The sequence below is a fragment of the Pseudomonas arvensis genome (assembly GCF_056688935.1).
Window position 1 is genome coordinate 4,325,314 of record NZ_CP162038.1, and the last position, 19,590, is coordinate 4,344,903.

The window sequence follows — 19,590 nt, forward strand, 5'->3', positions numbered from 1 at the left end:
TGGCTGATCAGAGCGCGTCACTGGGTAACGGGTGAGTGGCAAACCAGGCTTGCGCCTCCAGGTCCAGGACGGCGATCCCCTGGAAATTCATGACGCGCAGTCCGCGCTCATCGCCTCGGTGGTACAACGAACGGAAGATCCGTCCAGGCCACAGCCGCCGTCGCAACAGGCCGCTGACCCGTCGCGTATGCCCGAACGGCGCGACCCAGTCGTTGATCCACAGGCGGTCGCCGCTGTCCCAGTCTGCGGCGGGCAGGCAGACGGCCGGCTCGCGCAGATAACGCGCCTCGGCCTCGGCACTGAGGTTGAGCCACGACAGGAAAAACACCGGGCGCCCCGCTTCGCTGATCAGGATGAACTGGCGGAGCTTGATCGCCGGCAACAACAGGGTCGACAGGCTGTGCAACGGCGCATCGCGATGCGCCGCCGAGTGCATCCACAACCACACCGCCGAACCCAGCACCTGGGCTTCGTCGATGGGGCTGTCAGGCGCCGTGGGCGCGAGCACTTCGAGGGTGTCGTCGGACATGCTGGCCTCCTTCAAAATGACCAGTTGGCGCTGAAGCCACTGGTCACGTCGGCGGTCTGGAAACCCTTGGGTTTTTCCAGGGGTTTGCCGGTATAGATGTCATAGGAAAACTGCTTGTAGCCGCCGCGCAGGCCCACCACTGCACCGGCCAGGCGGCGACCCAGCAGGTACTCGGTGGAATGCCCGCCAACCTGACCGTAATCCACGCCCACATAGAGTTCCTGGCCGGTGTTGCCCAGGCTCAGGCCGAGGTCATTGCTGAAGGTCCAGCCGCGTTCGGCAGACAGAATCTGCTCGCCATCAAACCCGCGCACGGTGTAGCGCCCGCCGATCGAAAAGCGGTCCTGGGGGATCAGCGGCGTGCGGTTCCATTGCCCACGCCAGCCGCCGATGTAACGCAGCTTCTGCTGGCCGACGCTGAACGGCACCTGCAATTGTGCGTTGGCAGAAATGATCTGCGAGCGCGACGTGCCTTCGCCGTTTTCTTCCTCGGGCGCGCGCAAGGCATCCCGTGCACCGGTGCCACGGCGATAGCCGACGCCGAGGTCGAGGGTGTTCGCACCGATGAACTCACGGTGATTGATCCCCGCCTGCCAACCGGCCATGCGCCGGCGCTGAAATTCGATTTCGGTGTCTTCGATGTAGTTGCTGGACGTACGGCTCCAACCGCCGAAGGACACGGTGGTCTTGCGCACCGCATCGCGATAGATCACCCGCGACAGCTGCACCTCATTGGTCCGGCTGCGGCCGCTGTAGGAATACGCCTGGTTCACCCCGGCGATAGTCTGGTGGTAGTCGTACTCGCTGGACGTCAGGCTCAACTGCCAATAGTCGTAGGGCACCGAATAGTGAATGGTGTGGCCCTTGGACCCACGGTCGCCGCTTTCGCCGCCGCCCAGGTCATGGTTGAAGCTGATATAGAACAGGTCGTTGAGAGTCGCCACGTTGTCCAGCGAAAGCGCGACGTTGCCCTGGTACTTGCCGGTCTGCTTGCTGCCGGAGTCGTCCACCGACAGGCTGACCCGTACCGGCACGGCCTGCTTCCAGGCGATCACCACATCGCTTTCGCCCGGCTGCGCATCGGCGCCTTCAGCGGGGGTGATCTGCACGTCGGCTTCGGCAGTGGGCACGCGCTTGAAATTTTCCAGCGCCTGTTCGATGTCGCGCAGGTTCAGCACATCGCCATCGGACGCGGGCATCGCATTCCAGTAGTGGGCACGGGCGGAGGTGCCGGCGGCAAAACGGATGTGTTTGATCCGACCGGGCACCACTACCAGCGACAGGGTGCCCTGGTTCAAGTCCTGGGCCTGGGCCAGCACGCGGGTGGTGATAAAGCCTTTGGCGATGATCGCATTCTGGATGCGCTTCATGGTCAGGTTGATCCCGCGCGCGCCGACGCAACGGCCCTGCACGGGATCATCGGACGGGTTGGCGGCACGCAGGGCCCACTGGAAATCTTCGGCCTGGTCGCCGCTGAGGACCACGCGGTCGATCTTGAAGCACGGCGCTTCATCGCGCGGCAGGCGCAGGCTGGCATCGGTATCTTGAGGCGCTTGCAGGCGCACGTCGGGCGACGGCTCCAACTGCTCGCGTTGTGCACGCTCGCGCTGTTGCTGCTGGATCAATTGCTGGGCCGGTGCCTGCGGCTCGGCCGCCGACGCAGCCACGCTGACCAGCAAACCAACCGCAGTACAGGTGGAAATGCAGGACTGCAGCAACACTGATGGTTTTGTTCTAGGTACAGCGACGACAGACATTTCGCATCCTTGTGAGTGAAACTTCCTACATGCGCAGGCTTTGTCACCACAACGACACAAAAGTGCCCCGATAAAAGATGGCACTGTGACACATTTCGCAAAAACAGCCATTCCCGGCCGCCCCAACTTTCACACTGCACCGCTCTAACTCAAGGGTCAGAGCGGTATTGGCAGGCGTGAACCCATCCTCAGCTTTTGTGCAATTTACTCATCAATTGCGCTTCAGCCTGGGTCAAGCCGCAGGACTGGGTCAGCTCATCCACCGTCGCGCCCATGCCCACCAGCTTCGCCGCCTGGGCAAACGACAGGCTCGCCGGGTCGCGCTGTTCGATCTGCGCCAGCTTGTCCGGCAACGGCGCGAGGATGGCGCGCAGTTCATGCACCTCATCCCCGACCTTCACCGCACTTTGCTGGAAGTGATCAACCCGTCTGACCAATTCCAGGATGCGCCGGTCACGCACTGCATCGCGCTCGGCCTGCTGCATCGCCAATTCGCGCTGCTGACGCACGTAGCGCAGCAAAAACGCCAGCGTCCCGGCCCACAGCAGGGCCAGGACAATCACCAAGGCTTCAAAAAACAATCAGATGTTCTCCAGATCCGACCACTCTTCTTCGCTCATCATCTTGTCCAGCTCAACCAGAATCAGCAGTTCGTTGTTCTTGTTGCACACGCCCTGGATGAACTTGGCCGATTCCTCGTTACCCACGTTCGGCGCGGTTTCCACTTCCGATTGGCGCAGGTAAACCACTTCGGCGACGCTGTCGACCATGATCCCGACCACTTGCTTGTCGGCTTCGATGATGACGATACGCGTGTTGTCGCTGATCTCGGTCGCATCGAGACCGAAACGCTGGCGGGTGTCGATTACCGTCACCACGTTGCCGCGCAGGTTGATGATGCCCAGCACGTAGCTTGGCGCACCTGGAACCGGGGCGATCTCGGTGTAGCGCAGCACTTCCTGCACGCGCATCACGTTAATGCCGTAGGTTTCGTTGTCCAGCTTGAAGGTAACCCATTGCAGGATCGGATCGTCTGTAGTGCTCTTACTTGGATTACTGCTCATACTCATGACCCCTTCAAATGCCGTTGCGTACGGCGTGTGTGCTTCGTTGGCCGCACTCGCGCGCGGCCCTTATTGTTCAATCAACTGCGTATGTTTACGGGCATCGACTTGACGGCACCGCTGGCGATCAACTCGGCCAGTTCGGCGACGTCGAGCAACGCGCACATGTGTTCGATCACGGTGCCGGCCAGCCAAGGCCGCTGGCCCCGGTGACTGCGCCATTTGATTTCGTTCGGGTCCAGGCGCAACGAGCGGCTGACTTGATGCACGGCCAGCCCCCATTCGTAGCCCTGCACCGAGATTACATATTGCAAACCCTGGCGGAAGTCATCGCGGTAGCGGTCGGGCATCACCCAGCGTGCGGTGTCCAGGACCTTGAGGTTACCGGCCTGGCTCGGCAGGATCCCGAGGAACCACTCCGGTTGCCCGAACAGCGGGGTCAATTCCTGGCCTTCCAGGGAATAGATTGAACCCAGGCACACCAGCGGCACCGCGAGGGTCAACCCGGCGACGTCGAACAGCAGGCATTCGAACGGCTCGGCCGCCCAGGCCGGACGATCATCACCGCTTACGGGTGGCGGCGTAATGCTCGGTGGCATATGCACTTCCACAACCGGTTCGACCACCACCGGCGCGACAGGCATGGCCACCGGCACGGCGACCGGCACGATCACCGGCGCGGTATACGCGTCACGCGCCTGCTCTTCCAATACGGCCAACTGGAACTCATCCAGAATACTCGCCGACGGTTCTTCTACCGCAGGCTCCAGCACCAGGATCGGTTCCGGCAGTTCTTCCCCGGTCGCTTCCTGCAGCAAGGCATCCAGGTAGGATTCCAGTGCCAGTTGCGGCCGGGTCTTGAGTTGGACAGGACGATTCATCAGGCCACCTGCGCGACAAGCTGCTGGGACAGCAGGTGCTTGAGCAATGCGCGGTAGGCCAGCACCCCACGGCTCTTGCCGTCGAACTGCGACGGCGTCAGCCCGGCACGGCTGGCGTCACGCAGGCGCGTGTCCACGGGGATGTAGCCGTTCCAGATGGTCTCCGGGTAGGCGTCACGCAATACGCGCAAGGTGCCCAGCGAGGCCTGGGTCCGACGGTCGAACAAGGTCGGCACGATGCTGTACGGCAGCGCCTGCTTGCGCGAGCGGTTGATCATTGCCAGGGTGCTGACCATGCGTTCCAGGCCCTTGACCGCCAGGTGCTCGGTCTGCACCGGGATCACCAGTTGCTGGCTGGCCGCCAACGCGTTGACCATCAGCACACCGAGCAACGGCGGGCTGTCGATGATCGCGTAATCGAAGTCCTGCCACAGTTGCGCCAGGGTCTTGGCGATCACCAGGCCGAGGCCGCTCTGCCCCGGCGATTGGCGCTCAAGGGTGGCCAACGCGGTGCTGGACGGCAGCAGGGAAATGCTCTCGTTACTGGTCGGCAGCAGCAATTGGCCGGGCAAGTCGCTCGGCACATTGCCCTTGTGCAGGAACAGGTCGTAGTTGCTGTGCTCCAGCGCGTCCGGGTCGTAACCGAAATAGCTGGTCATCGAGCCATGGGGGTCGAGGTCGACCACGACCACACGCTTGCCCGCCTCGGCCAGCAAGCCGGCTAAAGCGATGGAGGTGGTGGTCTTGCCGACCCCACCTTTTTGATTGGCAACTGCCCAGACTCTCATTCGGATGATTCCTCCCGGTGGACACACGCGCGACCGAGACATTGCATAGGTTATTGAGCCGGTGACGGAGAATTGACGGCACTCTGCCGAACCGGCGGCTTTGCAGGGGCCGGTGCAGTTTGTGTGCCAGCACGCTTCAAGGCCGCGTCCGGTGTTGCATTGGCAGTGCCGGTGCCGGTCAGGCTGCGGCGCACATCCAGGTTGCGTGAAACGACCAACACCACCCGACGGTTGCGCGCACGGCCTTCGAGCGTGGCGTTATTGGCCACCGGCTGGAACTCGCCATAGCCTACCGACGCCAGGCGTCCGGGGTTCACGCCCTGCATCGCGAGCATACGTACGATGCTGGCGGCACGGGCCGAGGACAGTTCCCAGTTGGTCGGGTACTGCGCGGTGCTGATCGGCACGTTGTCGGTAAAGCCTTCGACGTGGACCGGGTTTTCAAACGGTTTGAGGATCGCCGCCACCTTGTCGATGATGGTGAACGCCTGATCGCTGGGCAACGCATCGGCGCTGGCGAACAACAGGCTGGAATTGAGCTCGATCTCCACCCACAACTCATTGCCGCGCACCGTCATCTGGTTGGAGCTGATCAGGTCGCCGAACGCGGCGCTGATGTCATCGGCAATGCTTTTCAGCGGGTCGCTGGTACCGCCCACGCCGGCAGCGGTTTCGTCGCTGTCGTTGACCAGCGGCTTGGCCGGGGTCACGCTCTTGGGCCGTTCCTCACCAATTGGGATCGGCTTGAGCGAGCGGTCGGCATCGTTGAACACGCCGATCAACGCCTGGGAAATGACCTTGTACTTGCCTTCGTTGATCGACGAGATGGAATACATCACCACGAAGAACGCGAACAGCAAGGTGATGAAGTCCGCGTAGGACACCAGCCAGCGTTCGTGGTTGACGTGTTCTTCAGGCTCGCGACGGCGACGGCTCATTGGCAGCTCACCTCTACAGAAAGCATCCCCATCAATCCATGAAGCCCTGGAGCTTCAATTCGATGGAGCGCGGGTTCTCGCCCTCGGCAATCGACAGGATGCCTTCGAGCAACATCTCGCGGTAACGGGATTGGCGCATGGCAATCGACTTGAGCTTGCTCGCCACCGGCAACAGCACCAGGTTGGCACTGGCCACACCATAGATAGTCGCGACGAACGCCACCGCAATACCGCTGCCCAATTGGGAAGGATCGGCCAGGTTGCCCATCACGTGGATCAGGCCCATGACTGCGCCGATGATGCCGATGGTCGGCGCGTAGCCGCCCATGCTTTCAAAAACTTTGGCGGCGTTGATGTCGCGGCTTTCCTGGGTGTAGAAATCCACTTCAAGGATGCTGCGGATCGCTTCCGGCTCGGCGCCGTCGACCAGCAATTGCAGGCCTTTGCGCGAGTAGCTGTCGGGTTCGGCATCCGCCACGCCTTCCAGGCCCAGCAGGCCTTCCTTGCGTGCGGTGAGGCTCCAGTTGACCACCCGGTCGATGCCACCGGCCAAGTCGACACGTGGCGGGAAAATAATCCAGACCACGATCTGCATCGCACGCTTGAACGAACTCATCGGTGACTGCAACAACGCAGCGCCCACAGTGCCGCCGATCACGATCAGCGCCGCCGGGCCGTTGGCCAGCGCGCCGAGGTGACCACCTTCGAGGTAGTTGCCGCCGATAATGGCGACAAACGCCATGGTGATGCCGATCAGGCTCAACACATCCATCAGAGGCAGGCCTCCACCAGATGCTTGCCGATGTCGTCCAGGCTGTACACGGCGTCGGCCAGGTCAGCCTTGACGATGGCCATCGGCATGCCATAGATCACGCAGCTGGCTTCGTCCTGGGCCCAGATCGCGCTGCCGCCCTGCTTGAGCAGACGCGCGCCTTCACGGCCGTCGGCGCCCATGCCGGTAAGCACTACCGCCAGAACTTTGTCGCCGTAGGACTTGGCTGCAGAACCGAAGGTAATGTCCACGCACGGCTTGTAGTTGAGGCGCTCGTCACCCGGCAGGATTTTGATTGCGCCACGGCCGTCGACCATCATCTGCTTGCCGCCCGGGGCCAGCAACGCCAGGCCCGGACGCAGGATGTCGCCATCCTCGGCTTCCTTGACGCTGATGCGGCACAGCTTGTCCAGACGCTCGGCAAAGGCTTTGGTAAACGCCGCCGGCATGTGCTGGATCAACACGATCGGCGCCGGGAAGTTGGCCGGCAGTTGGGTCAGTACGCGCTGCAAGGCCACTGGGCCGCCGGTAGACGTACCGATGGCAACGAGTTTGTAGGCCTTGCGCTTGGGCGCTGGCGAATGGGAATGCCCAGCCGTCGGTGCCGAGGTGCGTACCGGCGGCGGCGCGGGCCGGGCAACCGGGGCAGGCGCCGGGCGACTGAACGAGGAACTGGTAGGTGCAGCCGCAGGCGCTACCGGGGCAGGCGCTGGCGTAGGCGCGCTGAACAGGCTGCGACGGTTACTGCGGGAAATGCTGTGGACTTTCTCGCACAGCATTTGCTTGACCTTCTCGGGGTTGCGCGAGATGTCTTCGAAATTCTTCGGCAGGAAGTCCACCGCACCGGCATCCAGCGCATCGAGGGTCACTCGGGCGCCTTCATGGGTCAGCGAGGAGAACATCAATACCGGGGTCGGGCAGCGTTGCATGATGTGCCGGACTGCCGTAATGCCATCCATCATCGGCATCTCGTAGTCCATGGTGATCACGTCCGGCTTCAGCGCAATGGCTTGATCAATCGCCTCTTTGCCGTTGGTGGCCGTACCGACCACCTGGATGCTTGGATCGGCGGAAAGAATTTCCGAGACGCGGCGGCGGAAGAAACCCGAATCGTCCACCACCAGGACCTTGACTGCCATAAACACTCCGTTAGGTGGGGCGGGCATTACCGCCCTGCCCCACCAGAATCAAATACGCCGTGCGGCGTAACGCTTGAGCATGCTCGGAACATCGAGAATCAGCGCGATCCGACCGTCACCGGTGATGGTCGCACCCGACATGCCCGGGGTCCCCTGCAGCATTTTGCCCAAAGGCTTGATGACCACTTCTTCCTGGCCAACCAGTTGGTCGACGACAAAGCCGATCCGCTGGGTGCCCACCGAGAGAATCACCACATGGCCTTCGCGCTGTTCTTCATGGGCAGCCGATGCAACCAGCCAGCGCTTGAGGTAGAACAGCGGCAGCGCCTTGTCGCGCACGATCACCACTTCCTGGCCGTCCACCACGTTGGTGCGCGACAGGTCGAGGTGGAAGATCTCGTTGACGTTGACCAGCGGGAAGGCGAACGCCTGGTTGCCCAGCATCACCATCAGGGTCGGCATGATCGCCAAGGTCAACGGCACCTTGATCACGATCTTGGAGCCCTGGCCCTTGGTCGAGTAGATGTTGATCGAACCATTGAGCTGGCTGATCTTGGTCTTCACCACGTCCATGCCCACGCCACGGCCCGACACGTCGGAAATCTCGGTTTTGGTCGAGAAGCCTGGGGCGAAGATCAGGTTGTAGCATTCGGTGTCGGTCAGGCGGTCGGCGGCGTCCTTGTCCATCACGCCACGCTTGACCGCGATATTGCGCAAGATCGCCGGGTCCATGCCCTTGCCGTCATCGGTGATCGACAGCAGGATGTGGTCGCCTTCCTGCTCCGCCGCCAGAATCACCTTGCCGCCACGGGACTTGCCCGAGGCTTCGCGTTCTTCCGGCGTTTCGACGCCGTGGTCGACAGCGTTGCGCACCAAGTGGACCAGCGGGTCGGCCAGGGCCTCGACAAGGTTTTTGTCGAGGTCGGTTTCTTCACCCACCAGTTCCAGGTTGATCTCTTTCTTCAGTTGGCGCGCCAGGTCACGAACCAGGCGCGGGAAGCGGCCGAAGACTTTCTTGATCGGCTGCATCCGGGTCTTCATCACCGCGGTTTGCAGGTCAGCGGTCACCACGTCGAGGTTCGACACGGCCTTTTGCATGGCTTCATCACCACTGCTCAGGCCCAGGCGCACCAGGCGGTTACGCACCAGCACCAGCTCGCCGACCATGTTCATGATGTCGTCCAGGCGCGCGGTATCAACCCGCACGGTGGTTTCGGCTTCACTGGCCGGTTTTTCCGGCGGCGGTGGCGCCGCAGCACGCGCAGGTGCTGGCGCGGCGGCCTTGGCGGCAACCGGTGCCGCCGTGGCCACAGCCGCCGTCGAGGCGACTTCGGTGAACTTGCCCTTGCCGTGCAAATCGTCCAGCAGCGCTTCGAATTCGTGATCGGAGATCAACCCATCGTCCGCAGGCTTGGCACTGGCGGCCGCAGCAGGCGCTGCCGCCACTTCCGGCAGGGCGTCGACCGCAAACGTGCCTTTGCCGTGCAACTGGTCCAGCAAGGCTTCGAATTCGTCATCGGTGATGTCGGTGCTGGCCGGGGCCGCAGGTGCTTCGACAGCCGCGACAGGCGCCACCGCATCGGCGGCGAACTGGCCCTTGCCGTGCAACTGGTCGAGCAGCGATTCGAACTCGGCGTCGGTGATGTCTTCGCTGGTCGGCGCCGCTGGCGGGGCAACGGCGGCCGGCGCTTCAGCCTCGGCCTTGACGGCACTGAGGGAGTTGAGCAACTGCTCGAACTCACTGTCGGTCACGTCCGCTTCAGGCTCCGCCACCGGCTCAGGCTCAGCCTCGACCACCGGCGCTGCCGTGGTGTCGGCCGGCTCTGCATAGCGCGCCAGGGCGGCCAGCAGTTCCGGGGTGGCCGCGGTGATCGGGGCACGTTCGCGAACTTCGCTGAACATGCCGTTGACCGCATCCAGTGCTTCGAGAATCACGTCCATCAACTCCGAATCAACGTGACGCTCACCCTTGCGCAGGATGTCGAACACGTTCTCGGCGATGTGGCAGCACTCCACCAGCTCATGGAGCTGGAGGAAGCCGGCGCCCCCTTTTACAGTATGAAAACCGCGAAAAATTGCATTGAGCAGGTTCGCATCATCCGGTCGGCTTTCCAGCTCGACCAGTTGTTCGGACAGTTGCTCTAAAATTTCGCCGGCCTCTACAAGGAAATCCTGAAGGATCTCTTCATCGGCGCCGAAGCTCATGTGGGTGCTCCTTAGAAGCCTAAACTGGATAACAGGTCATCTACGTCATCCTGACCTGACACAACGTCTTCACGTTTATCGGCATGAATCTGCGGACCTTCACCCTTGGCGAGATGTTTTTGTGGATCTTTTTCAGAGAGGATCGCTTCGCGGTCATGTTCGATGCCGGCAAAACGGTCTACCTGGCCAGCCATGAGCACCAATTTGAGCAGATTGCTTTCCACTTCGGTGACCAACTGGGTCACGCGCTTGATCACCTGACCGGTGAGGTCCTGATAATCCTGGGCCAGCAGGATGTCATTGAGGTTGCTGGCGACCGTGCGGTTTTCCTGTTCGCTGCGCGACAGGAAACCGTCAACCCGACGGGCCAATTCACGAAACTCTTCAGCCCCCACTTCACGACGCATGAAGCGGCCCCAGTCAACGCTCAGCGCCTGGGCTTCAGTGGCCATGCCATTGACCAGAGGCGTGGCGTTTTCCACCAGGTCCATGGTGCGGTTGGCCGCGGCCTCGGTCAGCCTGACCACGTAGGACAGGCGTTCGGTGGCATCAGTGATCTGCGAGATTTCTTCGGCCTGGGGCATGTGCGGGTCAATCTGAAAATTGACGATCGCACTGTGCAGCTCGCGTGTGAGCTTGCCCACTTCCTGGTACAGGCCGCGGTCACGGGTCTGGTTGAGCTCATGGATCAACTGCACCGCGTCGCCGAAATGGCCTTTTTCAAGGCTGTCGACCAACTGGTGAGCATGCTTTTTCAGGGTGGACTCGAAGTCTCCCTGTGACGATTCGTTATGCTCCATAGCTCCCCCGCGATGGCATTAGCCGTGGATGCGTTCAAAGATCTTTTTCGATCTTCTCTTTCAAGGCCTGTGCAGTGAATGGCTTGACCACGTAACCGTTGACCCCGGCTTGGGCGGCTTCGATGATCTGCTCACGCTTGGCTTCGGCGGTTACCATCAACACGGGAAGACTGCGCAATTTTTCGTCGGCGCGCACGTGGCGCAACAAGTCGATGCCCGTCATGCCTGGCATGTTCCAGTCCGTTACCAGAAAGTCGATGCTCCCGCTGTTGAGGATCGGAATCGCCGTAAGGCCGTCATCCGCCTCGACCGTGTTTGTGAACCCAAGGTCACGCAACAGGTTTTTTATGATCCGCCGCATCGTTGAGAAGTCATCAACGATGAGGATTTTCATGTTCTTGTCCAATTCGACCTCCAAGCAGTCTTAAACGCGCCCAGCACCTGGACGCGCCATTTCAATCAACAGGCATTACACAAAAAGGACTGCCGGGGGCACCACGGATCGAACCCGCGATGGCCTATCACCATCGCGGTATCGCTTTGCAGTGCTCCCCACACTGCCTGTCAGCGCGCTCGCCACTCTCCCAAACGCCCCCGCAAGCGGGCTGCGCATTGGCTGTGCAACTGGCTGACACGCGATTCGCTGACCCCCAGGACCTCACCGATTTCCTTGAGGTTCAGCTCTTCGTCGTAGTACAGCGCCAACACTAACCGCTCGCGCTCGGGCAAGTTGGCAATGGCGTCCGCCAATGCGCCCTGGAAGCGTTCATCCTCCAAGTCACGTGACGGCTCCATGTGCGCGCTCGCGCCGTCCTCGTGCAACCCTTCGTGTTCGCCGTCCTGCAACAGGTCGTCGAAACTGAACAGGCGGCTGCCCAAGGTATCGTTCAAAATCCCGTAGTAATCGTCGAGACTCAATTGGAGTTCGGCCGCAACTTCGTGATCTTTAGCGTCGCGGCCGGTTTTTGCTTCAATTGCACGAATTGCGTCACTGACCATGCGCGTATTGCGATGCACCGAACGCGGTGCCCAATCGCCTTTACGCACCTCATCGAGCATCGCGCCACGGATGCGGATGCCCGCATACGTCTCGAAACTCGCGCCTTTGCTGGCGTCGTACTTGGTCGACACTTCGAGCAAGCCGATCATGCCGGCCTGGATCAGGTCTTCGACCTGCACGCTGGCAGGCAGGCGTGCCAACAGGTGATAGGCGATACGCTTGACCAGCGGCGCATAGCGCTCAATCAACTCACCCTGACTGTCACGGGCAGACTTCTTGTAGGCGTTGTAGCCGTTCGCTGTCATAGCACCGGTCCTGCGCTCGTCTGATGTACCAATCGCTCGACGAAAAACTCCAGATGCCCCCGTGGGTTGGCGGGCAACGGCCAGGTATCGACCTTCTGGGCAATAGCCTTGAACGCCAGTGCGCATTTGGAACGAGGGAACGCTTCGTAGACCGCACGCTGCTTTTGCACAGCCTTGCGCACACACTCGTCGTAGGGAACTGCGCCGACGTATTGTAAGGCGACATCGAGAAAGCGATCCGTGACCTTGGTCAACTTGGCGAACAGGTTGCGCCCTTCCTGCGGGCTCTGGGCCATGTTGGCCAGGACGCGGAAGCGGTTCATGCCGTAGTCACGGTTAAGCAGTTTGATCAGGGCGTAGGCGTCGGTGATCGAGGTGGGTTCATCGCAGACCACCAGCAACACTTCCTGCGCGGCGCGCACGAAGCTGACCACGGACTCGCCGATCCCGGCGGCGGTGTCGATCACCAGCACGTCGAGGTTGTCGCCGATATCACTGAATGCCTGGATCAGGCCGGCATGTTGCGCCGGGCTCAGGTGCACCATGCTCTGGGTGCCGGAGGCGGCCGGCACGATGCGGATCCCACCGGGGCCCTGGAGCAGCACATCGCGCAGCTCGCAGCGCCCTTCGATCACATCGGCAAGGGTATGTTTGGGCGTCAGTCCCAGCAGAACGTCGACGTTCGCCAGCCCCAGGTCAGCGTCCAGCAGCATGACGCGACGGCCAAGCTCTGCCAGGGCCAGGGACAAATTCACTGACACGTTAGTTTTCCCGACGCCACCTTTGCCGCCGGTCACCGCGATCACCTGTACGGGATGCATGCTGCCCATTTTATTTCTTTACCTTGTCTTGCTTAGACGCAGGCTACATGGCTTGGCCGCGTGAATCGCTTGCAGACCATCGATGTAGGTACATTTCACGGTGTTCATCCTGACTTCAACCGACCCGTTTTGCCGGGTTGTGGTAGAGGTCGGCGAACATATCGGCCATCGCTTCCTCGCTAGGCTCTTCTTGCATTTGCACGCTGACGGCGCGGCTGACCAACTGATGACGGCGCGGCAGATGCAGATCATCCGGGATCCGCGGCCCGTCGGTCAGGTAGGCAACCGGTAGTTCATGGCTGATAGCCAGGCTCAACACTTCGCCCAGGCTGGCGGTTTCATCCAGTTTGGTCAGGATGCAACCGGCCAGGCCGCAGCGCTTGTAGCTATGGTACGCAGCGGTAAGAACCTGTTTCTGGCTGGTGGTTGCAAGCACCAGGTAATTTTTCGACTTGATGCCACGCCCGGCCAGGCTTTCCAGCTGCATGCGCAACGCCGGGTCGCTGGCTTGCAGGCCAGCGGTGTCGATCAGCACCACGCGCTTGCGCAGCAGCGGGTCGAGGGCGTTGGCCAGGGATTGGCCCGGGTCGACGTGGGTCACCGGCACATTGAGGATGCGGCCCAGCGTCTTGAGTTGCTCCTGGGCGCCGATGCGGTAGCTGTCCATGCTCACCAGCGCGATGTTGTTCGCGCCGTACTTGAGCACATAACGCGCTGCCAGCTTGGCCAGGGTGGTGGTCTTGCCCATGCCGGCAGGGCCGACCATGGCAATGATACCGCCCTCTTCCAGGGGTTCGATTTCCGGGGTAGTAATCATCCGCGCCAAGTGGGCCAGCAACATGCGCCAGGCCTGGCGTGGTTCTTCGATTTCGGTGGTCAGGGCCAGCAGGTCGCGGGACAACGGGCCGGACAAGCCGATGCGTTGCAGGCGGCGCCACAGGTTGGCCTGTTGCGGTTTGCTGCCTTGCAGTTGCGTCCAGGCCAGCGAGCCGAGCTGCACTTCGAGCAGTTCGCGCAGGCCGTTGAGTTCAAAGCGCATCGAGTCGAACACACGCTGGTCGACAGCCGCGGCCGGGGCTGGCGCGGCAGGACGCGGCGGCTCGACGAAGGTCGGCTCAACCAGGGGCTCGGCAGCGGTCAGCGGCAGGCCGGCGAACAACTGGCGATTGGTGGTGGTATCGCTGTCGCCACGCATGCTCAGTTCAGCCTGGGCCGAGACGATGCGCGAGGCGGTCTTGCGCAGCTCGTCTTCGAGCTCCATGTTCGGCACACGGGGCGCCAGTGCCGAGGGGGTGTAATCCAGGGCAGCCGTCAGCTCGACACCACCGGCAATACGACGGTTGCCGATAATCGCGGCGTCGGCGCCCAGCTCATCACGGACCAGTTTCATGGCCTGACGCATATCGGCGGCGAAAAAACGCTTCACTTGCATAACCCACTACCCTCAGCCGTTGGGCCCTACTGTCGCGACGATAGTCACTTGCTTGTTGTCAGGAATTTCCTGATAAGCCAAAACGTGCAAATTCGGTACTGCCAGGCGTCCAAAACGCGACAACATCGCGCGGACCGGGCCTGCCACCAGCAGAATCACCGGTTGGCCCTGCATTTCCTGGCGCTGCGCGGCGTCGATCAACGAGCGCTGCAGCTTTTCAGCCATGCTTGGCTCCAGCAGAACGCCCTCTTCCTGGCCTTGTCCTGCCTTCTGAATACTATTGAGCAATATTTGTTCCAACCTTGGTTCCAAGGTGATCACAGGCAGCTCGGAGTCAAGCCCTACAATGCTTTGCACGATTGCGCGGGACAATCCGACACGCACCGCAGCCACCAGCGCGGCAGTATCTTGACTCTTGGCGGCGTTGTTGGCGATGGCCTCGGCAATGCTGCGAATGTCGCGTACCGGCACCTGTTCGGCCAGCAACGCCTGCAGCACCTTGAGCAATTGCGACAGCGACAGCACGCCCGGCACCAGCTCTTCTGCCAGTTTTGGCGAGGCTTTGCCCAGCAAGCCCATCAATTGCTGGACTTCCTCGTGGCCGATCAGCTCGTGGGAGTGCTTGTACAGAATCTGGTTGAGGTGGGTCGCAACCACGGTACTGGCGTCGACCACGGTGTAGCCCAGGGATTGCGCCTGGCTGCGCTGGCTGATTTCGATCCACACCGCTTCCAGGCCAAAAGCCGGATCTTTGGCGGTAATGCCGTTGAGGCTGCCGAACACCTGGCCGGGGTTGATCGCCAACTCGCGGTCCGGGTAGATCTCGGCTTCGGCCAGGATCACGCCCATCAGGGTCAGGCGGTAGGCGCTCGGGGCCAGGTCAAGGTTGTCGCGGATGTGCACAGTGGGCATCAGGAAGCCCAGGTCCTGCGACAACTTCTTGCGCACCCCCTTGATCCGCGCGAGCAATTGGCCGCCCTGGTTGCGGTCCACCAGCGGAATCAGACGGTAGCCGACTTCCAGGCCGATCATGTCGATCGGGGTCACGTCGTCCCAGCCCAACTCCTTGGTTTCCTGGGCGCGGGCCGGGGATGGCAACAGTTCCTGCTGACGAGCGATCTCCTGTTGGGCAATCACTTTGACCTGGTTCTGCTTCTTCCAGAACAGGTACGCGCCGCCGCCGGCCAGGGCCGCCATGCTGAGGAACGAGACGTGGGGCATGCCCGGCACGATGCCCATGATCGCCATGATGCCCGCCGCCACGGCCAGGGCCTTCGGCGAGGCAAACATCTGCCGGCTGATCTGCTTGCCCATGTCTTCGGAGCCCGACGCACGGGTCACCATGATGGCCGCAGCTGTAGATAACAACAGTGATGGCAATTGCGCCACTAAACCGTCACCGATGGTCAGCAAGGCGTACACCTTGCCCGCATCGCCGAAGGTCATGCCGTGCTGGAAGATACCGACGGCGATACCGCCAATCAGGTTGATGAACAGAATCAACAGGCCGGCGATGGCGTCACCGCGCACGAATTTGCTGGCACCGTCCATGGAACCATAGAACTCGGCCTCCTGAGCCACTTCCAGGCGGCGGCTCTTGGCCTGGTTCTGGTCGATCAGGCCGGCGTTGAGGTCGGCGTCGATGGCCATCTGTTTGCCGGGCATGGCATCGAGGGTAAAGCGCGCGCTCACCTCGGAGATCCGCCCGGCGCCCTTGGTCACCACCACGAAGTTGATGATCATCAAGATCGCGAAGACCACGATACCGACCACGTAGTTACCGCCGATCACCACCTCACCGAACGCCTGGATCACCTTACCGGCGGCGGCGTGGCCGTCCTGGCCGTGGAGCATCACCACGCGGGTGGAGGCCACGTTCAGCGCCAGTCGCAGCAGGGTTGCCACCAGCAGGATCGTCGGGAACACCGCAAAATCCAGCGGCCGCAAGGCGTACACGCAGACCAGCAGGACCACGACGGAGAGGGCAATGTTGAAAGTGAAGAACACGTCCAGCAGGAACGGTGGCATCGGCAACATCATCATTGCCAGCATCACCAGCAACAACAACGGCACACCCAGATTGCCTCGCGAGAGGTCAGTCAGGGTCGTACGGGCCGTGCCGAGCATTTGAGAGCGATCCACCACCGGTATTCCTCGTTTCCTTGAAGCAAACTTTTGACGCCGGGAGGCGTCCTGAAGGCGGTATTGCAAGAAGCCTTCCAACTTTGCCTTTGAGGGTGTGGATCGCTACGGTCGCCCGAGATACTGCGGATGCAAGAAATCCAAATGTGGGAGGGGGCTTGCCCCCGATGGCGGTGTATCAGCCACCGGCTCCTGGCCTGAAACACTGCAATCGGGGGCAAGCCCCCTCCCACCTTTGAGCCTTTAAATAGGTTTTATATTCTCGGCTTGCAGACCTTTTGGTCCTTGTGCTGTCTCATATTCCACTTTTTGGCCTTCATTCAGGCTTTTGTATCCATCCGTCCTAATTGCCGAGTAATGGGCAAAAACATCCGCACTCCCATCATCCGGGGTAATAAAACCAAAGCCCTTCTCCGCGTTGAACCACTTCACCGTACCCGTCGCCATTGCCGTTCTCCGTACGCTTCAATTAAGGACCTGCACCGGTTTCGTCAGATCAGTGTGATGTCGCATGCATAGATGCCATCGGGCCGATGAATCATCCGAAACGACACATTCTGGCCCTGCGAAAGCCTGCGGCCATCCGAGCTGCGCAGATCTACTGACACCTCATCCCCACCACCATCCGGCGCAATTGAGCCTCTACCGGTCTGCGGGTCATAAGATTTGACTCTGCCTGTAAACAACTGCATCACCTCACTTCCTGCATCTTATTGCGCAGTGCCTGAAGGCTATAAAACAGCGAGAAGGTGATGCTGGCTACTGTCAAAGTTGACAGGTAGACGGAGATTGTCGATCGGTGGTAGTCGAATAAATCAGGAATCGCGCCGCAATTCCGGAGGGATCGGCAGGTCTTTGAGCGGATCCGGGCGTTTGCCCTTCCCTGCGCGGTACTGGCGAATCTGATAGACATACGCGAGTACTTGGGCCACCGCCAGGTACAACCCGGCCGGGATTTCCTGGTCGAGGTCGGTGGAGTAGAAGATCGACCGCGCCAGTTCCGGGGATTCGAGCAACAGGATGTCGTTGGCGACGGCGATTTCGCGGATTTTCAAGGCCGTGAAGTCGCTGCCCTTGGCCAGCAGCATCGGCGCGCCGCCCTTCTCCGGGTCGTACTTGAGGGCCACGGCGTAGTGCGTCGGGTTGGTGATGACCACATCGGCGTCGGGCACCGCGCCCATCATCTTGCGCTGGGACATTTCCCGCTGCAGTTGGCGGATGCGTTGCTTGACCTCGGGCCGGCCTTCCTGGTCCTTGTGTTCGTCGCGCACTTCCTGCTTGGTCATCAGCAGTTTCTTGTGGCTTTCCCACAGCTGGATCGGCGCATCCACGGCCGCAATGATGATCAGCCCGGCGGCCATCCACAGCGCGCTCCAGCCGACCACCTGCACGCTGTGGATGATCGCCGACTCCAGCGGTTCATGGGCGATGCGCAGCAGGTCGTCGATGTCGGACGACAATACCATCAGCGCTACAAACAGAATCAGGATGAACTTGGCCAGGGCCTTGAGCAGCTCCACCAGGGCCTTGGCGGAGAACATGCGTTTGAGGCCCGCCGCCGGGTTCATGCGGCTGAATTTGGGCGCCATGCTGCCCGCGGCGAACAGCCAACCGCCGAGGGCGACCGGGCCGATCAACGCAGCCAGCAGCAAAGTGATAAGGATCGGCTGCACCGCCAGGATCGCGATCTTGCCCGAGTGCAGTAGGTATTGCCCCATGGCATCAGGATTGAGCAACACTTCGCGGGGCAAGGTGAAGTTGTGCTTCATCAACTCCAGTAGATCCAGCGCCAGGCCACCGCCGTAAATCAGCAGGGCGCCGGCACCGGCCATCATGGTGGCGACGGTATTGAGTTCTTTGGAGCGCGCAATCTCGCCCTTTTCCCTGGAGTCCTTTTTACGTTTCTCCGTGGGGTCTTCTGTTTTGTCCTGACCACTCTCGCTCTCGGCCATGGCTCAGCGCGCCCGTGCCAGATCACGTAAGAACTGCAAGGCGTCGGTCGCCAGCGGTTGATACTGATTGAGAATGTCGGCCAGGCCGACCCAGAAAATCCCCATGCCCAATACCAGGGTCAACGGGAAACCAATCGAAAAGATGTTCAACTGCGGCGCCGCACGGGTCATCACGCCAAACGCGATGTTGACCACCAACAACGCAGTGATCGCCGGCAGCACCAGCAACAGCGACGCGCCCAGCACCCAACCGAGGCGCCCGACCGTTTCCCAGAAGTGATTGACGACCAATCCGGAACCCACCGGCAAGGTGGTGAAGCTTTCGGTCAGCACCTCGAACGCCACCAGGTGTCCGTTCATGGCCAGAAACAGCAAGGTCACCAGCATCGTCAGGAATTGCCCGATCACCGCCGCCGACACGCCGTTGGTGGGGTCGACCATGGAAGCGAAGCCCATGCCCATCTGGATCGAGATGATTTGCCCGGCAATCACAAACGCCTGGAAGAACAGTTGCAGGGAGAAACCCAGCATGGCGCCGATCAGGACTTGTTCGGCGATCAGCATCAGGGCACTCAGGTCCAGGGCGTTCACCGGCGGCATGGGCGGCAAGCCCGGCACCAGCACCACCGTGATCGCCACAGCGAAATACAGGCGCACCCGGCGCGGCACCAGGGTCGTGCCGAACACCGGCATGGCCATCAACATGGCCGTCACGCGGAACAACGGCAGGATGAACGAAGCCACCCAGGTGCTGATCTGGGTGTCGGTCAATGCCAGCAGGGAGTTCACCCGATCAGCCGATCAAGTGCGGAATACTGCCGTACAGCTGCAGGATGTATTCCATAAAGGTTTGCACCAGCCACGGGCCGGCGACGATCAGGGTGACCAGCATCACCAGCAAGCGCGGCAGGAAGCTCAGGGTCTGTTCGTTGATCTGCGTGGCGGCCTGGAACATCGCCACCAGCAGGCCCACCAACAGGCTCGGCACCACCAACACGGCGACCATCACGGTGGTCAGCCACAGCGCTTCACGGAACAGGTCGACGGCAACTTCTGGAGTCATCG

Annotated in this window: 19 protein-coding genes and 1 pseudogene; all 20 read right to left on the reverse strand. The window is 61.4% G+C overall.

Going from position 1 to position 19,590, the window contains the following annotated elements:
* Positions 1–7: 7 nt before the first annotated feature.
* Positions 8–529: a toxin-activating lysine-acyltransferase gene (locus tag AB3G88_RS19405; RefSeq protein ID WP_099584145.1), complete on the reverse strand. Its 522-nt coding sequence runs from the start codon at positions 527–529 to the stop codon at positions 8–10.
* Between the two features lie 11 nt (positions 530–540).
* Positions 541–2,286: a ShlB/FhaC/HecB family hemolysin secretion/activation protein gene (locus tag AB3G88_RS19410; RefSeq protein WP_244643504.1), complete on the reverse strand. Its 1,746-nt coding sequence runs from the start codon at positions 2,284–2,286 to the stop codon at positions 541–543.
* Between the two features lie 188 nt (positions 2,287–2,474).
* A complete protein-coding gene (locus AB3G88_RS19415) occupies positions 2,475–2,867 on the reverse strand; it encodes a DUF2802 domain-containing protein (RefSeq protein ID WP_099584144.1) in 393 nt (130 codons plus the stop codon).
* Positions 2,868–3,350, reverse strand: coding sequence for a chemotaxis protein CheW (locus AB3G88_RS19420; RefSeq protein WP_099584165.1), 483 nt, complete (start codon positions 3,348–3,350; stop codon positions 2,868–2,870).
* An 80-nt stretch (positions 3,351–3,430) separates the two neighbouring features.
* Positions 3,431–4,231 carry a CheW domain-containing protein gene (locus tag AB3G88_RS19425; protein ID WP_099584143.1) on the reverse strand — a complete coding sequence of 267 codons (801 nt, stop codon included), beginning with the start codon at positions 4,229–4,231 and terminating at the stop codon, positions 3,431–3,433.
* Entirely contained in the window at positions 4,231–5,019 is a 789-nt protein-coding gene (locus AB3G88_RS19430; RefSeq protein ID WP_090399980.1) for a ParA family protein, read from the reverse strand. Before AB3G88_RS19430 ends, AB3G88_RS19425 begins: the two co-directional genes overlap by 1 nt.
* A 50-nt stretch (positions 5,020–5,069) precedes the next feature.
* The gene (gene motD, locus AB3G88_RS19435; protein WP_099584142.1) at positions 5,070–5,957 is read right to left on the reverse strand and encodes a flagellar motor protein MotD; all 888 of its coding nucleotides are present in this window, start codon (positions 5,955–5,957) and stop codon (positions 5,070–5,072) included.
* 31 nt (positions 5,958–5,988) lie between these two features.
* Positions 5,989–6,729, reverse strand: a complete 741-nt coding sequence (locus AB3G88_RS19440; protein ID WP_099584141.1) for a flagellar motor protein — start codon at positions 6,727–6,729, stop codon at positions 5,989–5,991.
* The gene (locus AB3G88_RS19445) at positions 6,729–7,868 is read right to left on the reverse strand and encodes a protein-glutamate methylesterase/protein-glutamine glutaminase (protein WP_480451247.1); all 1,140 of its coding nucleotides are present in this window, start codon (positions 7,866–7,868) and stop codon (positions 6,729–6,731) included. Before AB3G88_RS19445 ends, AB3G88_RS19440 begins: the two co-directional genes overlap by 1 nt.
* Before the next feature lie 48 nt (positions 7,869–7,916).
* Positions 7,917–10,073: a chemotaxis protein CheA gene (locus AB3G88_RS19450; RefSeq protein WP_480451249.1), complete on the reverse strand. Its 2,157-nt coding sequence runs from the start codon at positions 10,071–10,073 to the stop codon at positions 7,917–7,919.
* A gap of 11 nt (positions 10,074–10,084) precedes the next feature.
* Positions 10,085–10,873, reverse strand: coding sequence for a protein phosphatase CheZ (locus tag AB3G88_RS19455; protein ID WP_099584138.1), 789 nt, complete (start codon positions 10,871–10,873; stop codon positions 10,085–10,087).
* 18 nt (positions 10,874–10,891) lie between these two features.
* Positions 10,892–11,267, reverse strand: a pseudogene (locus tag AB3G88_RS19460) (chemotaxis response regulator CheY).
* A gap of 170 nt (positions 11,268–11,437) precedes the next feature.
* Positions 11,438–12,178, reverse strand: a complete 741-nt coding sequence (gene fliA, locus AB3G88_RS19465) for an RNA polymerase sigma factor FliA (protein ID WP_015885174.1) — start codon at positions 12,176–12,178, stop codon at positions 11,438–11,440.
* Positions 12,175–13,008 carry a flagellar synthesis regulator FleN gene (gene fleN, locus AB3G88_RS19470; protein ID WP_003192912.1) on the reverse strand — a complete coding sequence of 278 codons (834 nt, stop codon included), beginning with the start codon at positions 13,006–13,008 and terminating at the stop codon, positions 12,175–12,177. Before fleN ends, fliA begins: the two co-directional genes overlap by 4 nt.
* Before the next feature lie 106 nt (positions 13,009–13,114).
* Positions 13,115–14,431 (reverse strand): flagellar biosynthesis GTPase FlhF, encoded by a 1,317-nt coding sequence (flhF, locus tag AB3G88_RS19475; protein ID WP_099584137.1) that lies wholly within the window; start codon positions 14,429–14,431, stop codon positions 13,115–13,117.
* A gap of 12 nt (positions 14,432–14,443) precedes the next feature.
* On the reverse strand, positions 14,444–16,558 hold the full coding sequence (gene flhA, locus AB3G88_RS19480) for a flagellar biosynthesis protein FlhA (RefSeq protein ID WP_178117141.1): 2,115 nt from the start codon (positions 16,556–16,558) through the stop codon (positions 14,444–14,446).
* 258 nt (positions 16,559–16,816) lie between these two features.
* On the reverse strand, positions 16,817–17,020 hold the full coding sequence (locus tag AB3G88_RS19485) for a cold-shock protein (RefSeq protein ID WP_191959176.1): 204 nt from the start codon (positions 17,018–17,020) through the stop codon (positions 16,817–16,819).
* 368 nt (positions 17,021–17,388) lie between these two features.
* Positions 17,389–18,525 (reverse strand): flagellar biosynthesis protein FlhB, encoded by a 1,137-nt coding sequence (gene flhB, locus AB3G88_RS19490; RefSeq protein WP_099584134.1) that lies wholly within the window; start codon positions 18,523–18,525, stop codon positions 17,389–17,391.
* Positions 18,526–18,528: 3 nt separating this feature from the next.
* On the reverse strand, positions 18,529–19,314 hold the full coding sequence (fliR, locus tag AB3G88_RS19495) for a flagellar biosynthetic protein FliR (protein ID WP_099584133.1): 786 nt from the start codon (positions 19,312–19,314) through the stop codon (positions 18,529–18,531).
* Between the two features lie 4 nt (positions 19,315–19,318).
* The gene (fliQ, locus tag AB3G88_RS19500) at positions 19,319–19,588 is read right to left on the reverse strand and encodes a flagellar biosynthesis protein FliQ (protein WP_099584132.1); all 270 of its coding nucleotides are present in this window, start codon (positions 19,586–19,588) and stop codon (positions 19,319–19,321) included.
* Between the last annotated feature and the right edge of the window lie 2 nt (positions 19,589–19,590).